General features: G+C 61.2%; 17 protein-coding genes. 8 read left to right on the top strand and 9 right to left on the bottom strand.

Translation table 11 applies throughout. The features are described 5' to 3' along the window. Positions 1–22 precede the first annotated feature (22 nt). Positions 23–1042, top strand: a complete 1020-nt coding sequence (locus K9857_RS10170; RefSeq protein ID WP_224535408.1) for a quinone-dependent dihydroorotate dehydrogenase — start codon at positions 23–25, stop codon at positions 1040–1042. A 257-nt stretch (positions 1043–1299) separates the two neighbouring features. Here K9857_RS10170 and rmf read toward each other — a convergent pair whose 3' ends face one another. Further along, positions 1300–1515, bottom strand: a complete 216-nt coding sequence (rmf, locus tag K9857_RS10165; protein WP_003223300.1) for a ribosome modulation factor — start codon at positions 1513–1515, stop codon at positions 1300–1302. 529 nt (positions 1516–2044) lie between these two features. Between rmf and rlmKL the strand changes: the two genes are divergently transcribed. Both rlmKL and K9857_RS10155 read left to right on the top strand, forming a co-directional pair. After that, positions 2045–4309: a bifunctional 23S rRNA (guanine(2069)-N(7))-methyltransferase RlmK/23S rRNA (guanine(2445)-N(2))-methyltransferase RlmL gene (rlmKL, locus tag K9857_RS10160; RefSeq protein ID WP_224535406.1), complete on the top strand. Its 2265-nt coding sequence runs from the start codon at positions 2045–2047 to the stop codon at positions 4307–4309. Positions 4310–4451: 142 nt separating this feature from the next. Then, on the top strand, positions 4452–6851 hold the full coding sequence (locus K9857_RS10155) for a GGDEF domain-containing protein (protein ID WP_224535404.1): 2400 nt from the start codon (positions 4452–4454) through the stop codon (positions 6849–6851). 284 nt (positions 6852–7135) lie between these two features. Here K9857_RS10155 and dacB read toward each other — a convergent pair whose 3' ends face one another. The 4 genes from dacB to K9857_RS10135 all read right to left on the bottom strand — a co-directional run bounded on the left by dacB (position 7136) and on the right by K9857_RS10135 (position 11805). Continuing rightward, entirely contained in the window at positions 7136–8596 is a 1461-nt protein-coding gene (gene dacB / locus K9857_RS10150) for a D-alanyl-D-alanine carboxypeptidase/D-alanyl-D-alanine-endopeptidase (protein WP_224535402.1), read from the bottom strand. A gap of 189 nt (positions 8597–8785) precedes the next feature. Further along, positions 8786–9130, bottom strand: coding sequence for a YggL family protein (locus tag K9857_RS10145; RefSeq protein ID WP_008027379.1), 345 nt, complete (start codon positions 9128–9130; stop codon positions 8786–8788). Between the two features lie 112 nt (positions 9131–9242). Beyond that, a complete protein-coding gene (locus K9857_RS10140; protein ID WP_224535400.1) occupies positions 9243–10550 on the bottom strand; it encodes a metal-dependent hydrolase family protein in 1308 nt (435 codons plus the stop codon). A 34-nt stretch (positions 10551–10584) separates the two neighbouring features. After that, entirely contained in the window at positions 10585–11805 is a 1221-nt protein-coding gene (locus K9857_RS10135; protein WP_224535398.1) for an OprD family outer membrane porin, read from the bottom strand. A gap of 307 nt (positions 11806–12112) precedes the next feature. Between K9857_RS10135 and K9857_RS10130 the strand changes: the two genes are divergently transcribed. The 3 genes from K9857_RS10130 to K9857_RS10120 are packed head-to-tail and all read left to right on the top strand — an operon-like array spanning position 12113 to position 13914. Further along, positions 12113–12553: a GNAT family N-acetyltransferase gene (locus tag K9857_RS10130; protein ID WP_224535396.1), complete on the top strand. Its 441-nt coding sequence runs from the start codon at positions 12113–12115 to the stop codon at positions 12551–12553. Positions 12554–12566: 13 nt separating this feature from the next. Continuing rightward, positions 12567–13196, top strand: a complete 630-nt coding sequence (locus K9857_RS10125; RefSeq protein WP_224535395.1) for an FMN-dependent NADH-azoreductase — start codon at positions 12567–12569, stop codon at positions 13194–13196. Further along, on the top strand, positions 13189–13914 hold the full coding sequence (locus K9857_RS10120) for an NAD-dependent epimerase/dehydratase family protein (protein ID WP_224535393.1): 726 nt from the start codon (positions 13189–13191) through the stop codon (positions 13912–13914). The genes K9857_RS10125 and K9857_RS10120 overlap by 8 nt, the downstream gene beginning before the upstream one ends. Here K9857_RS10120 and K9857_RS10115 read toward each other — a convergent pair. Beyond that, positions 13911–15323 carry a PLP-dependent aminotransferase family protein gene (locus tag K9857_RS10115; protein ID WP_224535391.1) on the bottom strand — a complete coding sequence of 471 codons (1413 nt, stop codon included), beginning with the start codon at positions 15321–15323 and terminating at the stop codon, positions 13911–13913. The two genes, K9857_RS10120 and K9857_RS10115, sit on opposite strands and share 4 nt — an antisense overlap. 108 nt (positions 15324–15431) lie before the next feature. Here K9857_RS10115 and K9857_RS10110 point away from each other — a divergent pair, with 108 nt between their 5' ends. After that, positions 15432–16493, top strand: a complete 1062-nt coding sequence (locus K9857_RS10110) for a hypothetical protein (protein ID WP_224535389.1) — start codon at positions 15432–15434, stop codon at positions 16491–16493. A gap of 25 nt (positions 16494–16518) precedes the next feature. Here the strand turns inward: K9857_RS10110 and K9857_RS10105 are convergent, their stop codons facing one another. Beyond that, positions 16519–17709 carry a benzoate/H(+) symporter BenE family transporter gene (locus K9857_RS10105; protein WP_224535388.1) on the bottom strand — a complete coding sequence of 397 codons (1191 nt, stop codon included), beginning with the start codon at positions 17707–17709 and terminating at the stop codon, positions 16519–16521. Between the two features lie 370 nt (positions 17710–18079). Between K9857_RS10105 and K9857_RS10100 the strand changes: the two genes are divergently transcribed. Next, positions 18080–18844 carry a GntR family transcriptional regulator gene (locus tag K9857_RS10100; RefSeq protein WP_224535386.1) on the top strand — a complete coding sequence of 255 codons (765 nt, stop codon included), beginning with the start codon at positions 18080–18082 and terminating at the stop codon, positions 18842–18844. A 218-nt stretch (positions 18845–19062) separates the two neighbouring features. Here K9857_RS10100 and guaD read toward each other — a convergent pair whose 3' ends face one another. Continuing rightward, the gene (gene guaD / locus K9857_RS10095; protein ID WP_224535384.1) at positions 19063–20367 is read right to left on the bottom strand and encodes a guanine deaminase; all 1305 of its coding nucleotides are present in this window, start codon (positions 20365–20367) and stop codon (positions 19063–19065) included. A 25-nt stretch (positions 20368–20392) separates the two neighbouring features. Next, complete coding sequence (gene xdhC / locus K9857_RS10090) at positions 20393–21250, bottom strand: xanthine dehydrogenase accessory protein XdhC (RefSeq protein WP_224535383.1); 858 nt, start codon at positions 21248–21250, stop codon at positions 20393–20395. Positions 21251–21317 lie beyond the last annotated feature (67 nt).

Raw genomic sequence — 21317 nt, 5'->3', positions numbered from 1 at the left:
CCGCCCTGAGTCCAAGCCGCCCATGTACACCCTAGCCCGTCAGCTGTTGTTCAAACTTTCCCCGGAAACCTCCCACGATCTGTCCCTGGACCTGATCGGCGCGGGCGGGCGTCTGGGGCTCAACGGTTTGCTGTGCAAGGCACCGGCGAAGAGCCCGGTGACGGTCATGGGCCTGGATTTCCCCAACCCGGTGGGGCTGGCGGCCGGTCTGGACAAGAACGGCGCGGCCATCGACGGCTTTGCCCAGCTGGGTTTCGGTTTTGTCGAAATCGGCACCATCACCCCGCGTCCGCAGCCGGGAAACCCCAAGCCACGGCTGTTCCGCCTGCCGGAAGCCGAAGGGATCATCAACCGCATGGGCTTCAACAACCTTGGCGTGGATCACCTGCTGGCCCGCGTCGCGGCGGCCAAGTACAAGGGCGTGCTGGGCATCAACATCGGCAAGAACTTCGACACCCCGGTCGAGCGTGCGGTGGATGATTACCTGATCTGCCTGGACAAGGTCTACGCCCATGCCAGCTATGTGACCGTCAACGTCAGCTCGCCGAACACTCCGGGCCTGCGCAGCCTGCAATTCGGTGACTCGCTCAAGCAATTGCTCGCGGACCTGGCCACCCGCCGCGCCGAACTGGCGCTGCGTCACGGCAAGCACGTGCCCCTGGCGATCAAGATCGCCCCGGACATGACCGACGAAGAAACCGTGCAGGTCGCGCAAGCCCTGATCGAAACCGGTATGGACGCGGTCATCGCCACCAACACCACTCTGAGCCGCGTGGGTGTCGAAGGCATGGAGCACGGTGACGAGGCGGGCGGCCTGTCGGGCGCTCCGGTGCGCGAGAAGAGCACCCACACCGTGAAAGTGCTGGCCTCGGAGCTGGGCGGTCGCCTGCCGATCATCGCTGCGGGTGGTATCACCGAAGGCAAGCACGCAGCGGAGAAAATCACCGCGGGTGCGAGCCTGGTGCAGATCTATTCCGGGTTCATCTACAAGGGCCCGGCGTTGATTCGCGAGTCCGTGGATGCGATTGCTGCGCTGCGCTAACCCACGTCTCCCCCTGTAGGAGCGAGCTTGCTCGCGATGGACTCAAAATCACCGCTGGGTGTCAGGTATCCAGCGTGATCGTTGACGACCATCGCGAGCAAGCTCGCTCCTACAGAGGGTGGAATGATTACCAAATTGCAGGCATAAAAAAGGGCCCCTCAAAAGGAGCCCCTGGGCCGCAGCCCGCCGTCCGGATGGGACGTGCGTGGTTAATTCGTCAATTGCTCAGATTGTCGTGTCGGAATGAATACCCTGTGTTAGCCGACAGCGTGAAGTTCGTTGAGTCTGTGGATTCCCGCAGTGCCGGTCATACCGTCCCAGTTGTCGCCGCGTCCTTCTCGCCAGCCGTTGATCCAGGCTTGGCGTACCGACGGTAGAGTAAATGGGCAAAGCTCACGGGATTTACCACCAACCCCATATTGATAGCCGCGCAAAAATGCTCGTTCCAAAGGATCACGCTTAAGTCTTCTCATAGGGTGTTGCCCTCACTTGTTGACTGTTTTCATCGCGTCGACCTCTATCGAGGTCAGGCAGAAAGACTCTGCCATTTGGGGCCCGCTGCCGGCGTGGCGAGCCAAAGTGTTGGCGTCATGGCGGCGCCAACCTGTATTGATTTCTAACCAATGCGTCACATCGAGGGAATGATCGTTTTGTCATAAGAACGTAACCATAAAGATGGTAAGGCCATAAGTAACACGATATTCGTAGCGTATTTATTGATCAAAGCCCTGTATGATCGGCGCCCCGCAGGATGAAGGGGTTAATCCTTTGCTGAGAATGTCTCGCGTTGTAACGCGACATTTTTCGACGAAGGGTCGACTTATGACATTTTATTGCATCAACTTTTTTATCTGTTCTGGCATCTAAGCTCTTCTGAATCCGAGCAGTCAGGGTGGAGAGGCACACCTTCGTGCCACGCGGGCGCTCTTCGAGAAAAGCGCCTGATTGAAAACCGGGCCGGCAATGCGTTGCCGGTTCACTAGCCAAAGGCTCTGTATCCTCATGTCCGATCGTTTCGAACTCTTCCTCACCTGTCCAAAAGGCCTTGAAGGCCTGCTCATCGAGGAAGCCGCCGGGCTTGGCCTTGAGGATGCACGTGAGCACACCTCTGCCGTGCGCGGCATGGCCACCATGGAAGCCGCCTATCGCCTGTGCCTGTGGTCGCGTCTGGCCAACCGGGTGCTGCTGGTGCTCAAGCGGTTCCCGATGAAAAACGCCGAGGACCTCTATCACGGCGTGCACGACATCGACTGGCAGGATCACATGCTCAATGACGGCACCCTGGCCGTCGAATTCAGCGGCCACGGCTCGGGCATCGACAACACCCACTTCGGCGCGCTGAAGGTCAAGGATGCCATCGTCGACAAACTGCGCACCCCGCAGGGCGATCGTCCGTCCATCGACAAACTCAATCCGGACCTGCGCGTGCACCTGCGCCTGGACCGCGGCGAAGCCATTCTTTCCCTCGATCTTTCCGGCCACAGCCTGCACCAGCGCGGTTATCGCCTGCAGCAAGGCGCCGCGCCGCTGAAGGAAAACCTCGCGGCGGCGATCCTGATCCGTTCCGGCTGGCCACGTATCGCGGCCGAAGGCGGCGCGCTGGCGGACCCGATGTGCGGTGTGGGTACCTTCCTCGTCGAAGCGGCAATGATCGCCGCCGATATTGCGCCGAACCTGCGTCGTGAACAGTGGGGCTTCACCGCCTGGCTGGGTCATGTGCCGGCGCTGTGGAAAAAGCTGCATGAAGAGGCGGTCGAACGCGCGGCGGCCGGTCTGGCCAAGCCGCCGCTGTGGATTCGTGGTTATGAAGCCGACCCGCGGCTGATTCAGCCGGGCCGCAATAACGTCGAGCGTGCCGGTCTGAGCGAGTGGATCAAGATCTACCAAGGCGAAGTCGCGACCTTCGAGCCGCGTCCGGACCAGAACCAGAAAGGCCTGGTGATCTGCAACCCGCCTTACGGCGAGCGCCTGGGTGAAGAGGCGAGCCTGCTCTACCTCTATCAGAACCTCGGCGAACGTCTGCGTCAGGCCTGCCTGAACTGGGAAGCGGCGGTGTTCACCGGCGCCCCGGACTTGGGCAAGCGCATGGGCATCCGCAGCCACAAACAGTATTCGTTCTGGAACGGCGCCTTGCCGTGCAAGCTGTTGCTGATCAAGGTGCAGCCGAGCCAGTTCGTCACCGGTGAACGCAAAACCCCGGAGCAGCGTCAGGCCGAGCGTGAACAGGCCGAGTACGACCAACTGCCGAACGAGCCGCAAGAGCGCAAGTTCAACAAGAATGGCAACCCGATCAAACCGGCCCCAGCGCCTGTGGTCGAGCAGCCGCGCCTGAGCGAAGGCGGGCAGATGTTCGCCAACCGCCTGTTGAAGAACCTCAAGGCCCTGGGCAAGTGGGCCAAGCGTGATGGCGTCGATTGCTACCGTGTCTACGATGCCGATATGCCGGAATACTCCATGGCCATCGACCTGTATCACGATTGGGTCCATGTCCAGGAGTACGCCGCGCCGAAATCCATCGACCCGGAAAAAGCCTCGGCGCGCATGTTCGATGCCCTGGCGGCGATTCCCCAGGCGCTGAACATCGACAAGAGCCGCGTGGTGGTCAAGCGTCGCGAGCGCCAGAGCGGCATCAAGCAGTACGAGCGTCAGGCGGCCCAGGGCAAGTTCGTGGAGGTCAATGAAGGCGGCGTGAAGCTGCTGGTCAACCTCACCGACTACCTCGACACCGGCCTGTTCCTCGACCACCGTCCGATGCGCATGCGGATTCAGAAAGAGGCCGCCGGCAAGCGCTTCCTCAATCTGTTCTGCTACACCGCCACCGCCAGTGTGCACGCGGCCAAGGGCGGTGCGCGCAGCACCACCAGCGTCGATCTGTCGAAAACCTATCTGGACTGGGCGCGGCGCAATCTGTCGCTCAACGGTTTCTCGGACAAGAACCGTCTGGAGCAGGGCGATGTGATGGCCTGGCTGGAAAACGCCCGGGACGAGTACGACATGATCTTCATCGACCCGCCGACCTTCTCCAACTCCAAGCGCATGGAAGGCGTGTTCGACGTGCAGCGCGATCAGGTGCAACTGATCGATCTGGCCATGGCGCGCCTGGCGGCCGGCGGTGTTCTGTACTTCTCCAACAACTTCCGCAAGTTCGAACTGGAGGCCAATCTCGCCGAGCGCTATGCGGTCGAAGAGATCACCGCACAGACCATTGATCCGGATTTTGCCCGCAATTCGAAGATCCACCGCGCCTGGAAAATCACGGCCCGTTGACGCTTGTTGTGATTGGATCCACAGAGCCTTGATTTTTATAGGCTCTTGGATTCTTCGGGTACTGGTCAAATTAGTGGCTAATAGCTATAACTCAATTCAGGGCCAAAGGGCTTTCCCGCACCTGGCGTTCTGAGTTGTGTTTATGTCGTTGCACGCCGTGCGCCCAAAGATCCTGGGTTTTATCAGCGAAGATGTCTCGGCCTGGCTGGTCGCGCTGCTGGTATTGCTGCTCGGCGGTGTGCTTACCGGTATTCTGGCGTGGTCGACGCTTGACCTGTTCAAGTCTCAATTGCGCCAACGTTTCCAGCTGCTGGCCAGCGAGCGTTACAGCCGTATCGAAGAACGTTTCGAAGATCAGGAGCAGCGCCTCGACGGCCTGCGCCGCTTCTTCGCCAATTCCGATACGGTTTCCCGAGCCGAATTCAACGGCTACACCCAACCTCTATTGCACCGCACCCAGGCCTATTCGTTCGCCGAACGGGTCAGTGGCGAGCAGCGGGCTGCGTTCGAGCAACGGGCGCGGGACGAGGGGCTGACGGACTTTAACTTGCGTGAACTCAATACCGAGGGTCAGCTGCAATTGGCTGGCGGGCGGGATGAATACGTGGTGGTGCTGTACAGCCAGACCCTGAGCAAACTCGGCGCGCCCCTGGGTTACGACTTGCTGGCGCAGCCTTTGCGCCGGGCGACGCTGGAGCGTGCCGATGCGCATGGGCGTATGGCGGTGTCGCAGCCGATGCATCTGGTCAGTATCGAACCGGCCTATGCGCGGGGTGTGCTGCTGGTGGCACCGGTCACGCAGCGCGATGAGCCGAAAGCCGCAACCGACAAGCCCTTCGGTTATGTGATGGCGGTGATCAGCATGCGTCAGTTGCTGTCCGACGGTTTGCCGGAAGCGGGGCGCGATTATCTGTCGGTGCGCATCCTCGACCTGTCCATCGACGACCAGCACGAAGTCCTGTTCGAATCAGCGAACCCTCCCGCCGTCAGCGACTTGGCCGCGAGCCGCCTGTTGCGCCTGGCCGATCACGAATATCAGGTCGACATTCAGCCCAGCGAAGCCTTTCTCCAGGCCAACCATTCGTCGGTGACCGCGATCGTGGTGCTCGGCGGCTTGATCAGTGTATTGCTCAGCGCCTTGCTCTACGTGCTGGTGAGCCAGCGTCAGCGTGCGTTGAAGATGGTCGACCAGCGGACCGAAGAATTGCGCGCCCGGGAACAGGAGCTGCGCGGCACCCACGGTCAGCTGCGCGGGGTGCTGAATGCCGCGACCCAGGTGGCGATCATCGCCACGGACCTGCGTGGAGTGATCAGCACCTTCAATGCCGGTGCCGAACAGATGCTCGGCTATACCGCTGCCGAGGTGGTGGGCCGCATGACCCTGGAAAACCTGCATCTGCCCCGGGAGCTGACGGCTCGTTCCGCGGAGTTGAGCGCGCGTTTCGGCAAGCCGGTGCCGACCTGTCAGGCGATGCTGGTCGAGTCCAGCGTCGAAGGCCGGCACGAGACCCGTGAGTGGACGCTGGTGCGCAGTGACGGCAGTCATTTGATCGTCAACATGCTGGCCACGCCGGTGCTCGACGAGCAGGGTTTGTGGGTCGGGCATCTGGCGGTGTGCATCGACATCACCGAGCGCAAGCGGGTACATGAGGCGCTGGCGGCGCGGGATGTGTTGTTGAAAAAGCTCAGCGCCCATGTGCCCGGCGGGATCTACCAGTTCAAGATGGAGTTCGACGGGCGCTTCAGTGTGATCTACGCCAGCGATGGCATCCGCGAAATCTACGAGCTGGAGCCGGATGTGCTGCTGCTCAACGCCGAGGCGATCTTCACCCGTATTCATCCACAGGACACGACGCGGGTGCGCGCCTCGATCCGCGCCTCGGCGGACAACCTGAGCCCGTGGCGCGAGGAGTACCGCGTGCAGCTGCCGCAGCGAGGGTTGCGCTGGGTACGTGGCGAGGCGACGCCGGAAGAGCTGCCGGGCGGCGGGGTGTTGTGGCACGGCTATATTTCGGACATTTCCGACATGAAGCGGGTGGAGGAAGAATTGCGCGCGTTGTCGGTCACCGATTCGCTGACCGGTATTCATAACCGCCGCTATTTCCAGGAACGTCTGACCACCGAGATGGCCCGGGTGGAGCGCGGGGGCGGCGAGTTGTCGGTGATCATGCTCGACATCGACCACTTCAAGCGCATCAACGATCAGTACGGTCATGCCGTGGGCGACCGGGTGTTGCAGGCCGTCTGCGAACGCATCGGCCACCGGCTGCGCCGCACCGATGTGTTCTGCCGCCTCGGTGGTGAGGAGTTCATGGTGCTCTGCCCGGACATCGGCGGCGAACAGGCCCACACCCTGGCCCTGGAACTGTGGCAAAGCCTGCGCAGCGCGCCGATCGATGAGGTCGGCGTCGTCACCGCCAGTTTCGGCATCGCCAGCTGGCGCCTCGGCGAAGGCGCGGATGCACTGTTGCTGCGGGCGGACTCGGGGGTGTATGTGGCCAAGCAGGAGGGCAGGGATCGGGTGCAGGGGGAGATGAACTGATCCCGAGGGTCTGCACATAACTTCAATCAATCTGTGGGAGCGAGCCTGCTCGCGATGGCATTCGGTCAGCCAACATCTCTATTGAATGTGCCGGCCTCTTCGCGGGCAAGCCCTGCTCCTACAGGGTTTGTGGTTGTTTGTGGGGTTTGTGTACACCAGATGAACCTGTGGGAGCGGGCTTGCTCGCGAAAGCGGTGGGTCAGTCGATATTGATGTCGGCTGACACTATGCCTTCGCGAGCAAGCCCGCTCCCACATTGGATCGGGAGTTGACCTTTAAAGCGGTTACAGCACCGAAGCCGTCTGCGCCACTTTCGGCTGGCGGTACAGGTCAAGCAGTACCTGATCGAGTACCGACGAGGCGCCGAAGGGGGCTTTGTCGTTGAGGATGGCGACCACGGCCCAGGTGTTGCCGTTGACGTCGCGGCTGTAGCCGGCGATGGCGCGTACGGTGTTCAGGGTGCCGGTCTTGACGTGGGCTTCGCCGCGCATCGCGGTGGTTTTCAGGCGTTTGCGCATGGTGCCGTCGGTGCCGGCGATGGGCATCGAGCTGATGTACTCGGCCGCATACGGGCTGCGCCAGGCGGCCTGCAGCATCGAGGCCATTTCCCGGGCGCTGACGCGTTCGGAGCGGGACAGGCCGGAGCCGTTCTCCATGACCAGGTGCGGTGCGGTGATGCCTTTTTTCGCCAGCCACTGACGAACCACGCGCTGGGCGGCCTTGGCGTCGTCGCCGTCGGCATCGGTGCGGAAGCGTTGTCCCAGGCTCAGGAACAGCTGCTGGGCCATGGTGTTGTTACTGTATTTGTTGATGTCGCGAATGATTTCCGCCAGATCCGGCGAGAACGCCCGGGCCAGTACCTTGGCGTCTTTTGGCGTTGGCGCCAGCACGTCACGGCCCTGGATGCTGCCACCCAGTTCTTTCCAGATCGCCCGCACGGCGCCGGCGGTGTAGGTCGCGTGGTCGAGCAGCGACAGGTACGTCTGCGAGCTGCAGCCGTCGCCCAACTGGCCGCCGACGGTGACCGTCACGCTGCCGTCGGCCTGAGGCACCGGGTTGTAGCGCACGCCGCCGGTGCATTGCTTGGAAGGAAGCGCCTTGACCTGATTCTCGATACGAATGCTGGCAATCGGCGGTTCCACCGAAATCAGCACGCGCCCGCCGTCGTTGCGGGCCACGAAGCGCAGGGCCTTGAGATTGACCAGCAGGGCGTCAGGCTTGACCAGGAACGGCTTGTTCTCGTCATTGCCGTCGTCATTGAACTCGGGCAGTTGCGGCTGCACGAAGAAGTTCTTGTCCAGCACCAGATCACCGGTGACCTGGGTCACGCCATTGGCGCGCAGGTCGCGCATCAACAGCCAGAGCTTTTCCATGTTCAGCTTCGGATCGCCGCCACCCTTGAGGTAGAGGTTGCCGTTGAGAATGCCGCCGCTCAGTGTGCCGTCAGTGTAGAACTCGGTTTTCCACTGGTGGTTGGGGCCGAGCATTTCCAGCGCCGCGTAAGTGGTCACCAGCTTCATGGTCGAGGCGGGGTTGACCGACACGTCGGCATTGAAGATGGTCGGGGTGCCGGGGCCGTTGAGCGGGATCATCACCAGCGACAGGGCGTTGTCCTGCAACTTGCTGGCCTTCAGGGCTTTTTCGACGTTGGGCGTCAGGGAGGTGTTGATCGTTTCAGCGGAAGCGGGGAGGGCCAGCGGCAAAAGGAAGCTGGCCAGCAGCAATGGACGCAACGATTTGATCATGTGAAATAAGACCCTGCAGTCGAGGGGAAATTGACGAGGGCGTGAAAATGAAAGCCCTCAGCGGTGACAAAAGTGTCGGCATTATGCCCCAAGGTGTTGCGGCCTTGGTCTGCTAATCCGCTATTTTTTCAAATCGTGTTGCGGGCCATAAAGAAAAAGGGCCATCACAATGGATGGCCCTTTTGAACATCAAGCTACCGGATTGATCGGCTTTTCCGGGTACCAGACGTCGATCAGCGGGCTGACGGTGACTTCGGTCAGTTCGCTGCGGCCCTTGAGCCAGGCTTCAACGGCAGCGCGCTGCTCTTCGGAGACCGAACCGCGCTTCTGCAGGCAAACCAGACCGAAGTCGTCGCCGCCAACATAGCCCAGACCGTTGGCTTCCATGGCTTCTTTCAGGAACGCGTCGAGGAATGCGTCGATTGCCTCGTCAGCCAGATCTTCCTTGAAGTCCAGGTTCAATTCGAAACCCAATTCCTGGAACTCGTCTACACAAAGCTTTTTGCGCAGACGCTGGGAACGGTTAGTGGCCATGAAACAATCCTCGTGAGTAATAACGCCGCGCATCTTACCAGCTAAGCAAGTTCCTTGCCGGTCGAGTTGTTCAATTAATACTACGTGCGGACCGCCGGTTTCATTGCGCCTTTCAGAGGCCGGGCAGGATATCGGCCGGCACAATGCTTCCGCCTTTCATGACCACGGGCAATTTCTCCAGAACGCTGATGTCGGCAAGCGGATCGCCGTCCACCGCTATCATGTCGGCATAGCGCCCGACGCTGACGGCACCGACATCCTGCTGCCAGTTGAGCAGGTCGGCGGCAACCACCGTGGCGGACTGGATCGCCTGCATCGGCGTCATGCCGAATTTGACCATGTAGGCGAACTGTTTGGCGTTGGTACCGATGGGATAAACGCCGGCGTCGGTGCCATAAGCGATCTTCACCCCGGCCTTGACCGCCTTGCGAAAGGCCTGGCGCTGCACATCGGTGGTTTCGGCATTCTTGCGCAGGTAACTCTCCGGCCATTTTTCCTCGCGACCGACTTCATCGATGTAGTCGCCGTTATAGATGTCCATCACCAGATAGGTGCCGTTGTCCTTGGCCATCTTGATGCCTTCATCATCCAGCAACGACGCATGCTCGACCGATTTCACACCCGCGCGGATCGCCGCCTTGATCCCTTCGGCGCCATGGGCATGCACCGTGGCGTAGCTTTTGTGGACCTTGGCTTCCTGCACCACGGCGCGCATTTCGTCCTCGGTCATCTCCATCTGGCCGGGCTCGGTGCCTTCGGCCAGTACCGAGCCGGTGCCCATCATCTTGATGGTGTCCACGCCGTGCTGGAACAGGTAACGGGTCTTCAACTTGGCGTCGTTGGCGTCGCGGTAAACCCCCACGCGCATGTCCGCCGGGATCTCCACGCCGGGGGCAAATCCGGTGACCTCGCCACCGCCGCCGGCCACGGTGATGTAGGCGCCGACCACGTTCATCCGCGGCCCCAAAACCCGGTTGGCGTTGATCGCATCGCGCAGGGCGACGTCGGTGAAGGCGCGATAGGTGCCCAGGTCATGCACGGTGGTGAAGCCTGCGCGCAGGGTCTGATAGGCGTGTTTGGCGCCCATCAGCGCGACATCCTGAGGGGAGTGCAGCAGCGGTTCGGCGACATTGTTGGTCATGTCCCAGTCGGAAATGTGCGTGTGCATGTCGATCAGGCCCGGCAGCACGGTTTTGGTCGACCAGTCGATCACCGTGCTGTTGGACGGTGGTGCGCTCCAGGGCTCGATGGCGACGATGCGATCACCGTCGATCTTGATGCGTTGATCGCTCAGCACTTTGCCTTTCTCCACATCCACCAGATGCCCGGCATGCACATAAACAGTGTCGGCGTGCGCAGATAACGCCAGGGAATAGAAAGTGATAGCCAGCGCAATACACTTGATCCGCAAGTTCTTCATGGGAGACCTCTTTTTTTTATTGTGATGAGACAGATCAGAAAAGATCGAAGGGGTATTCGGTGATGATTCGAAGTTGCTTCACGCTGTCGCCGGTAAAGGACTGGTCGGCATAACGGACGCGTACAGAGAGGTTCTTCAGGGCGCCACTTTCCACCACTGTTTTAAGGTCGATATCCCGTTCGATCTGTTTATCGGCGTGGGCGAAGTAGGCGTACAAGCCTTCGGGATCAACTTTCTCGTTATCGATATCGAAGCCGTAGACGTAGCGAAGGCTGAGTGTCGTGTGCAAGTAACCGGTGCTGCCGAAGTCATAGGCATAACCCAGTCCGATGGACTGTTCGCCGGGGCCGTTGAAGTCGCCGTATTGCGAGGAGTTGGCCAGGTAGATGGAGTCCATGTAAGTCCCGTCGGACGACATCAGATAGTCGAACGGTTGGCTGCCATGAATTTTCTGATAGGACAGGGTGTAGCTGTGCGGGCCATTGCCATAAGTGGTCGCGAGCGACCAGGCCGTGACATTGATCGTGCCGGCATTGGCCTGACCGGTGTCGAGCGAGCGGTAAAGGTTGAAATCGAAACCCAGTGTCTGCTCCGCTTCCAACGGGAAGGTGTAGTTCGCGTTTACATAGTACTGGCGCCACAGGTCTTCCGCGCGGGATGCATAAAAGCCGAGGCTGCCTTCCTCGATCGGCTGCCAGGTCAAACCGGCGTAGTCCACGTCCCCGGCGTCGACTCCGGCGTAACCGGCCTTGAAGCCCTCGTCGTGATTGGTGGTCGTGTAACCCCGGGAAGAATAGAAATGGCCGATATCGAGGCTGACTGTTTCGATGTCATCGCTCAGGAGTTGAAAGCCCCGAGTGGTCATCGGCATCAATCTCAAGTCGGGCGTGGCGAATACCGGGTTGTAAGGACGCAAGTCGCCAAACTTCAAAACAGTGTTCGACCATTTGGCTTTTACAGAACCGTTAAGTGTCGATGACTCACTTCTTTCCCCGTCTCCCCCGACGGGAAACATGCCCGTGCCCTGAGTGCCGCGTCCACCATCGAGCTTGTAGGCGGTGTAGGCACTGGCGTCGATGCCGAAGCCAATAACGCCCTGGGTGAACCCGGACTGATAGTCCATCAGGAAACCCTGACCCCATCCTATTGCATCGGGATAGTGGGACAGCGAGTTGCGGTTGAAGTACATGTTGCGTGCGAGCACTTTGGCGGATGAGCCTTCGATAAATCCTTCAGGCTCATCTTTGGCTTGCACATCTTCTGCCTGAACGGGCAGAGAGCTTGCGGATACGGAAAATACGAACAGTCCCAACAATGAACGCTTCTTCATTAGAGGCCTCAGGGCTTTGATTCTTATTGTTCTAAGGGAACGCCTGCGGGCCAAGAATGTGCTGCGGGTGGCGCAAATTACAGTGATGTCTGCGCATTAATTCGATGTGCGAAGCGCATAAAAAACGGTGGCTGTCGGGTCTGAATGTCCTACCGATTTATCGCATTTTTGGATCTACCCGCTAAGTCATCCTGCCTCTACATTGATTCGACTTTCTCACCCGAGGTTGATCATGGCCCCCCAAGTGGATTTGCACGCGTTAACCACTCCGTCGGAGCTCGAAGCGTGCTTCGAACTGATGAAACAGCTGCGCCCGGCATTGGTGTCTCCTGCGTTGTTCGCCGAGCAGATTGCACGGCAACTCAAGCAGGGCTACCAGTTGCTGGCGGCCCGGCAAGACGGAACGTACGTAGGGCTGATCGGTTTTCGTGAGAGCGAGAACCTGCTTTATGGCCGCTTCATTTACGTTGACGACCTGGTGGTCGACACCGCAGCGCGTCATCTGGGCTTGGGCGCGAGTCTGCTCGATGCCGTGCGGGCCGAAGCGATCAGTCGCGATTGCGCGCACCTGGTGCTCGACACCGGTCTGCACATGCCGCTGGCCCAGCGTTTTTATTTCCGCGAGGGAATGCTGGCCAAGGGCATGCATTTCGTTCAGCCATTGTCGGAATGACGGGAGCAGGGCAGTGAAAGAGTTACTCATGATCAACAGCAGCCCGAATGGATCGGGCTCTGCTGGCTTCCGCCTGGCCATGGACATGATCGAAAGCCTGCGCAGCAGACGTCCGGAGCTGAATCTCACCGTACGCGACCTGATGGCTGATCCTTTGCTGCCGGTCAGCGATGCCTACTGTGAGGCCTTGCTGGGCGGTCGGGAAAACGATGATCCGGCCTTCGCCCAATCCGAGCGCCTGATCGTCGAGCTGGAACGCAGTGATGTGCTGTTTATCGCGACGCCCATTCACAACTTCACTGTGCCGGCCGCCCTCAAGCTGTGGGTCGACAATGTGGTTCGCGCACGGCGAACGTTCGGTCGCGGACCTAACGGGAAAATCGGCTTGCTCGCGGATCGACCGACTTACTTGTTGATCAGCTCCGGTGGAATTCATCGCGGCCCGCAAGCCAATCAGCCCGAATTCATCAGCTCGTTTCTGCGCTGCGTGTTGAACACCATCGGTTTGCATGATTTGCGTTTCGTCTACCTTCAGGGCATGGCGACGGGGCCGGGTGCGGTCAGCGCGGCCTTGCTGCAAGCCCGTCGGCAACTGAGTGCGGAGCCGGTGTTTTTCCCGTTGGAGGAAACCGCTCATGGCTGAAAGCATTTTCGTTGCAGGCGCTACCGGGGTTATCGGCAGTGTCCTGGTCAAGTTGCTGGTTCAGGCGGGTTACCGCGTGTACGGCAGCACGCGCCGTGAGGAGCAGGCCCAAAGGTTGCGTTCCCTTGGCGTGAGCCCCGTGGTTGTCGATGTTTTCGATGCCCAGGCGCTCGAGGCGCAATTGCTGCGGATCAAGCCCGACTGTGTCGTGCATCAACTCACGGATCTGCCACGGGGGCTCGACCCCACGCAGATGGCGGAGGCGATCGCTCGCAACGCACGATTGCGTGATCAGGGCACGGCCAATCTGATGGCGGCCGCGCGGGCATCGGGCTGTGCGCGCGTTGTCGCCCAGAGTATTGCGTGGGCGTATGCCGAGGGCCCCATGCCTTACGAAGAAGAGGCCGCGCTGGATCTGCAGGCGCAGGGCCTGCGCGCGATCAGCGTGGGTGGCGTGGCGGCGCTGGAACATCGGGTGTTGAACACGCCGTCAGTGGAAGGCACCTTGCTTCGCTACGGTCAGCTGTATGGTCCGGGTACCGGCACCGATCAGCCGTCGGGGAACAGCCCTTTGCATGTCGAGGCGGCGGCCTGGGCCGCGTTGCTGGCGCTGCGGTTGCACGCTAATGGCGTGTTCAACATCGCCGAAGACAACTCGCAGGTCAGCACTGAAAAGGCGCGGCGCATGCTTGGCTGGACGCCTGATCTGCGCGCTTAAGTCAGGCCCTGCATGACCTTTTCCAGGCGTCGCGCCAGTTCCAGGGCATGGGCCTGGTCTTTCACGTTGGTGAAGCCCAGGAGCAGGCCCTGCGCGGCCGGTGTCGAGGCGTACCAGTTCGATAACGCCTGGATGCTCAGGCCGGCCTCCCGGGCGCGCAGTGCGATGGCGCGGTCATCCATGCCTGGCGCCAGCCGCAGGATCAGATGCATCCCGCCTACCTGGCGATCGACCGAGCATTGATCCCCAAGGACCGCGTGCAGGGCGTCGGCCAGCAAGCCCCGGCGGGACGAATAGAGGTCACGCATTCTTTTCAGATGGCGGGGGAAGTGGCCTTGCTCAATGAACCTGGCGGTGGTGACTTGCCACAGTTGAGGGCAGTGGCTGTGCATCATGTCGGCGATTTGGGTGAACCGCGCCACGAGGTCTTCCGATACCACCACATAAGCCAGGCGCAGGGCCGGCACCAACACCTTGCTGAAGGTGCCGCAATACAGCACCCGATTGCCGCCATCGAGGCTTTTCAGCGCGGGCAGCGTACGGCCCTGATAGCGGTATTCGCTGTCGTAGTCATCCTCGATGATCCAGCTGTTCTGCCGGTTGGCCCAATCCAGCAGGGCCTGGCGGCGCGGCATGGACATGGGGACGCAGAGCGGGCTCTGGTGAGTGGGTGTCACCACGGCAAAGCGGGCGTCCGGTGCCTGTTGGAGGGCGCTTTGCACATCGATGCCTTCCGCGTCGACGGGCACTGGCACGAGGTTCGCACCCGCTTCCCGCAGGAAATGACTGGCGGCGAAATACCCGGGGTCCTCGACCCAGCAGCCATCGCCCGGGTTCAGCAGGCTGCGGCAGATCAGATCCAGACAGGCGCGGTAGCCGGCGACAATGAAAATCTGCTCGGGTGAGCAGGCGATGCCACGGGACACGCTCAGGTAGCCCGCCACCGCTTCGCGCAGTGCGCGATGACCGCGGGCGTCCGGGTAAATCAGACCGTCCAGCTGCGAGTGGCGCAGCGTGTGGTGAGCCAGGCGATTCCACAGCGGGCCGGGGAACGCATCCAGCGCCGGCAGTCCCATCTGCAACGGCAGCGGCGGTTCGCCCATATGAATCAAGGGCGCTTGCGGGCGTGAGGCGGGGGCCGCCCGGGGTTTGAGCGGAGCGGGTTTGATCCGCGGTGACACCACGGTTCCGGCAGGCCCGCGCGAGACAAAATAACCCTCGTTGATCAATAGCTGATACGCGGCCTCGACGGTGCCACGAGCCAGATTCAGGTCCGAGGCCAGCGCCCGGATGGAAGGCACGCGATCACCGGGTTTCAGGCGTCCTTCTGCAATCGAATCGCGAAAGCGCCAATAGATTTGCCGGAACAACGGAGGACCGCCCGCTTTTTCGGATTCGATTTTTCGCATTCCTATGTCCCAATCAATTCAAGCATTTTTGGATCTATAGCATAGGGCATGAAGAGGATAACGTGTCTGCGCTTTGACACTGTTTACCATCCCGACTGGAGAGCCCGAATGCTCAACACACTCACGCAGGACGAGTCGGTGCCTGTCGGCGCTGGCGTGCAATCAACGGAGGCCCGGCGCGTCATCTGGCTGACGGCGGTTTGTGCAGCGCTGTACCCCTGGGTGCTGGATGCCTTCCACTGGGCGGTGACTCCGGGCGCGGCCGATCAGCCGGTGTTTGCAGGCTCGACGGCCATGGCGACCTTGATGCTGGTGGTGGCCTTTGCAGTGCCGTTGATCTGTCTGCTGCAAGCGGGCCATCCGCTTCGGGCGGGCGCTGCAGATGCGTCGCGGGCGCGACGGTTTGCCTTCATCGCCATGACGGCGCCGACGACTTACGTGTTTTTCGGCGTGGTTTCCTACATGGCGGGCAGCCCGATTCCCGATACCTGGATCTGGACACCGGTGTGGCTGCTGTTGGGGTACGTGGCGATTCGAAAGGGGGTATCGCAGGCGCCGTTACGGGCGAGTCTGTCAGCGCCGCTGCGGGTGGCGCATGGGGTGTGTGGTGCGATCGCTGCGCTGTACGTGCTGTTTCACATCACCAATCACCTGTTCGGCCTCGTCAGCCCGCAGGCGCACGGGGCGGTCATGGACATCGGGCGCACGGTTTATCGGGCGTCTTTCATCGAGCCAATCCTGGTGATGGTGATGCTGTTCCAGATTGTCAGCGGCTTGCGCCTGGTCTGGACCGGAAGCGAGACCACCCTGGATCGCTATCGGGTTTTCCAGCTGGCGTCGGGGGTGTTCATGTCCGTGTTTATTCTCGGTCACATGAACTCGGTGTTCATCTTTGCCCGAACCTACCTAGGCATCCCCACGGACTGGGCATTCGCCGCCGGGTTGCCGACCGGCCTGATTGCTGATCCGTGGAACATCCGGCTGCTGCCGCACTATGCGCTGGGGGTGTTGTTCGTACTGGCGCACCTGTTCTCGGGGTTGCGGGTGGTGTTGCTGGCGCATGGCGTCAAACCAACGGTTGCCAACACCCTCTGGTGGGTGGGCGCGGGCGTGGGGTCGTTGGTGTCGCTGGCGATCATGCTGGGCATGACCGGGTTGCGTCTGGTTTGAGATCACACAGGGACGGTGAGAGGGCCTAAGCGTTGCACCAGTTCAGGATCATCAAGGTCACGACGCCCGCGACAATCCCCCAGAACGCCGAGCCGATGGAGAACAGCGTCAGCCCCGACGCCGTGACCATGAAGGTGATCAGCGCCGCTTCACGCTCTTTCACCTCGCTCATGGCGATGCTCAGGCCGTTGATGATCGAGCCGAACAACGCCAGGGCGGCGATCGACAGCACCAGTTCCTTGGGCAGGGCGGCGAACAGCGCCGCCAGGGTCGCGCCGAATACCCCGGCGATGCCGTAGAAAATCCCACACCAGACCGCCGCCGTGTAGCGCTTGTTGCGATCTTCATGGGCGTGCGGGCCGGTGCAGATCGCCGCGCTGATGGCGGCCAGGTTGATGCCGTGGGAGCCAAAGGGCGCCAGCAGCAGCGAGGCGATGCCGGTGGTGGTGATCAGCGGCGAGGCAGGCACGTGATAGCCGTCGGCGCGCAGCACGGCGATGCCGGGCATGTTTTGCGAGGTCATCGCCACCACGAACAGCGGAATGCCGATGCTGATGGTCGCGGCGAGGGAGAAGTGCGGGGTGGTCCAGACCGGTGTCGCCACTTCCAGGCGGAAGGCGCTGAAGTCCAGCAGTCCCATGAGCCCCGACAGCGCGGTGCCGATCAATAGCGCGGCCAGCACCGCATAGCGCGGCGACAGGCGCTTGACCACCAGATAGGTGAAGAACATGCCCAGCACCAGCGCGGTGCGATGTTGCGCGGCGACGAAGATTTCGCTGCCGATCTTGAACAGAATCCCGGCCAGCAGCGCGGCGGCCAGGGAGGCGGGGATCTTTTTCACCAGGCGTTCGAAGCTGCCGGTCAGGCCGCAGATGGTCACCAGGATCGCGCACGTTATATAGGCGCCAATCGCTTCGCCATAACTGACGCCACCCAGGCTGGTGATCAGCAGCGCCGCGCCGGGGGTCGACCAGGCGATGGTGATCGGCGTGCGATAGCGCAACGACAGACCGATCGAACACACCGCCATGCCGATGGAAATCGCCCAGATCCACGACGAAATCTGCCCGCTGGTCAGCCCCGCCGCCTGTCCGGCCTGGAACATCAGGACCAGGGAGCTGGTGTAGCCGGTCATCATCGCGATGAAACCGGCGACGATGGCCGATGGAGAGGTATCGGCCAGGGGGCGCAATTGCGTGTGCGTGGCGTCGTTCATGACGGCGGTGGTCCTGTTTCTGCTGAAGATATCCGTGGCTCCGCAATTTTCTCCTGTAGGAGCCAGCTTGCTCGCGATGGACGCCCAGGCACCGCTGGGCATCAGGCATCCAGCGTTATCGTTGACGACCATCGCGAGCAAGCTGGCTCCTACAGGGAGCGGGGTGACGCAACGGTTTTGTGGGTTTAAGCCTAAACTCAAACGTAAGAAGGTGTTGCCATACAGCGAAGGCTACAAACAGCCATACAGTCGTGTCGCCACTAACCATTGTGTACAATCGCGGTACTTTTTACGCGATACTTGCCAGCGACCCACTGTGCCGTATTACAGTCACCGTCAATTCGCCGCAGTTCTCCCGACTCGAGTGCCCATGAACGAACAGTTGCAGCCCCTCAAGAAACAACCGCGCGCAGGCAAAGCCGGGCGCAGCGGTACCCAGGACGATATTGTCTACGCGCATATCTTCGAGGCCATCCTCGAACAGCGTCTGGCGCCCGGCACAAAGTTGAGCGAAGAAGCGCTGGGGGAGATTTTCGGGGTCAGTCGCACTATCATTCGCCGCGCGCTGTCGCGTCTGGCCCATGAAAGTGTGGTGTTGCTGCGGCCCAACCGTGGCGCCGTGGTGGCAAGCCCGAGTGTGGAAGAGGCGCGCCAGGTGTTCATGGCCCGGCGTCTGGTGGAGCGGGCGATCACTGAGCTTGCGGTTCTGCATGCAACTGCCGAGCAGATCGCTGAATTACGGCAGATGGTCAACGACGAACGCGACAGCTTCTCCCGTGGCGATCGCGGCGCCGGCATCCGTCTGTCGGGTGAATTCCACCTGAAACTGGCGGAAGCGGCGAAAAACGCGCCGTTGATCAGCTTCCAGCGCAGCCTGGTGTCCCAGACTTCGCTGATTATTGCCCAGTATGAAAGCGGCAACCGTTCCCACTGCTCCTACGACGAGCACACCCAGCTGATCGACGCGATCGAAGCGCGCAACGGTGAGCTGGCGGTGGACCTGATGATGCATCACATGGATCACATCGACAGCAAGCTCAACCTCGACGAGGAAAGTGCGTCGGATGATTTGCATGCGGTGTTCTCGCATTTGTTGCAGACCAAGAAGCCTGGGCGGTCGCCGGCCAAGATCTGATCGGAAACCGAGTCGCGCCAATCGCGGGCAAGCCCGCTCCCACAAGGATTTGTGTTGTAAACCAAAAGTGTGAGCACCTCTATATTTGTGGGAGCGGGCTTGCCCGCGATGACGGCCTGAGAGACACAAAAAATCCCCCGGACTGAAAAGTACCGGGGGATTTTTGTTTTCAGATCGTTCCCACGCAGAGCATGGGAACGATCAAGGCGCGAAAAAGCCTATCGCTGATGCACCAGATTCCCCGCCGCATAGGTCTGCAGCACCGTCCGGTCATCCCCCAGGGTCATCAACACGAACAAGGTCTCGGCAATATTGTTCGCCTGCTTCAGGCGATAGCCGAGCAGAGGCGTGGCGTTGTAGTCCAGCACCAGGAAGTCGGCGTCGGTGCCCGGTTGCAGGTTGCCGATCTTGTCTTCCAGGCGCAGCGCGCGGGCGCCGCCGAGGGTGGCCAGGTACAGCGACTTGAACGGGCTCAGGCGCGCGCCTTGCAGCTGCATGACCTTGTACGCCTCGTTGAGGGTCTGCAGCAGCGAGAAGCTGGTGCCGCCGCCGACGTCCGTGCCCAGGCCGACATTCAGCTTGTGCTTCTCGGCCATCGGCAGGTTGAACAGGCCGCTGCCGAGGAAGAAGTTCGAAGTCGGGCAGAACGAGATCGCCGAGCCGGTTTCCGCCAAACGCGCGCACTCGTCGTCGCACAGGTGCACGCCGTGAGCGAACACCGAGCGCTCGCCCAGCAGTTGGTAGTGATCGTAGACATCCAGGTAGCCCTTGCGCTCCGGGAACAGCTCCTTGACCCACTCGATTTCCTTGAGGTTCTCGCTGATGTGGGTCTGCATGTACAGATCCGGATATTCGGTGAGCAACTGGCCGGCGAGGGTCAGTTGTTCCGGGGTGCTGGTCGGGGCGAAGCGCGGGGTGACCGCGTAGTGCAAGCGGCCCTTGCCGTGCCAGCGCTCGATCAGCGCCTTGCTTTCCAGGTAACTGGATTCGGCGGTGTCGGTCAGGTAGTCCGGGGCGTTGCGGTCCATCATCACCTTGCCGGCGATCATGCGCAGATCCAGCTGCTCGGCGGCCTCGAAGAACGAGTTCACCGATTGCGGGTGCACGCTGCCGAATACCAGCGCGGTGGTGGTGCCGTTGCGCAGCAGTTCCTTGATGAAAATGTCCGCGACGTCATCGGCGTGGGCTTTGTCGGCGAACTGGCTTTCGCACGGGAAGGTGTAGGTGTTGAGCCAGTCCAGCAACTGCTCGCCGTAGGCGCCGACCATGCCGGTCTGCGGCAGGTGGATGTGGGTGTCGATGAAGCCCGGGGTGATCAGCGAGTCCTGATAGTGAGTGATCTCGATGTCCGCCGGCAGAGTCGGCAGCAGTTCGCTGGCGTGGCCGAGGGCGCTGATTTTGCCGTTATCGACCACCAGCAGGCCGTCCTCGAAATACTCATAGGAGGCTTCGATGCCCACTTCGGCGGGGTCGGCGATGCTGTGCAAAATGGCGGCGCGGTAGGCTTTGCGAGTCAAGGGCATGATCGTTCTCTATTTATGAGGCTTATCAATTTGAGGCTTTCAATTGTGTGGCCTGGCTGCGGCGCGATACCGGCAGCAGCTTGGCAATCGGCTCGGCGCTGGAGGTTTGCTGGCCGAAATTCGCGTTGTAGGTGGCGATGATTTCGCCGGCGATGGAGATGGCGATTTCCACAGGCAATTTGCCTTTGACTTCGCCGATGCCCATCGGGCAGCGCATGCGTTGCACCACGCCGCTGTCGAAACCGCGGTCGCGCAGGCGGTGTTCGAACTTCACCCGCTTGGTCTTCGAACCGATCAGGCCGAAGTAGGCGAAGTCGTTGCGCTTGAGGATCGCGGCGGTCAGCTCCAGATCGAGCTGGTGGTTGTGGGTCATGACGATGCAGTAGCTGCCGGCGGGCAGGTCGTCGATTTCGTCCACCGGTTCTTCGCTGACGATCTTGCGCACGCCATGGGGGATCTGTTCGGGGAACTCATCTTCACGCGAATCGATCCAGCGCACCCGGCAGGGCAGGCTCGCCAGCAGCGGCACCAGCGCGCGGCCGACGTGACCTGCGCCAAACACGGCGATCTGCGCCTGGACCTGGCCCATCGGTTCGAACAGCAGCACCGTGGCGCCACCGCAGCACTGACCCAGGCTGGCGCCGAGGCTGAAACGCTCCAGGTGGGTGTCCTGTTTGCCGCTGGCGAGCATTTCGCGGGCGATCTGCATGGCCTTGTATTCCAGGTGCCCGCCGCCGATGGTGTCGAAGGCCTGCTGGGCACTGATGACCATCTTCGAGCCGGCATTGCGCGGGGTCGAGCCGAGCTCTTCGATGATGGTCACCAACACGCAGGGTTCACCGCGGTTTTGCAGGTCGGCGAGGGCGTCGATCCAGTTGTACATGTTTCACCTCAACATCTCTGTTGTCTGTACCGGCCTCTTCGCGGGCAAGCCTCGCTCCTACAGATCG

This window comes from Pseudomonas sp. REP124 (assembly GCF_020164475.1).
Lineage (GTDB): Bacteria > Pseudomonadota > Gammaproteobacteria > Pseudomonadales > Pseudomonadaceae > Aquipseudomonas.
This window is presented reverse-complemented; position numbering and strand designations above follow the sequence as displayed.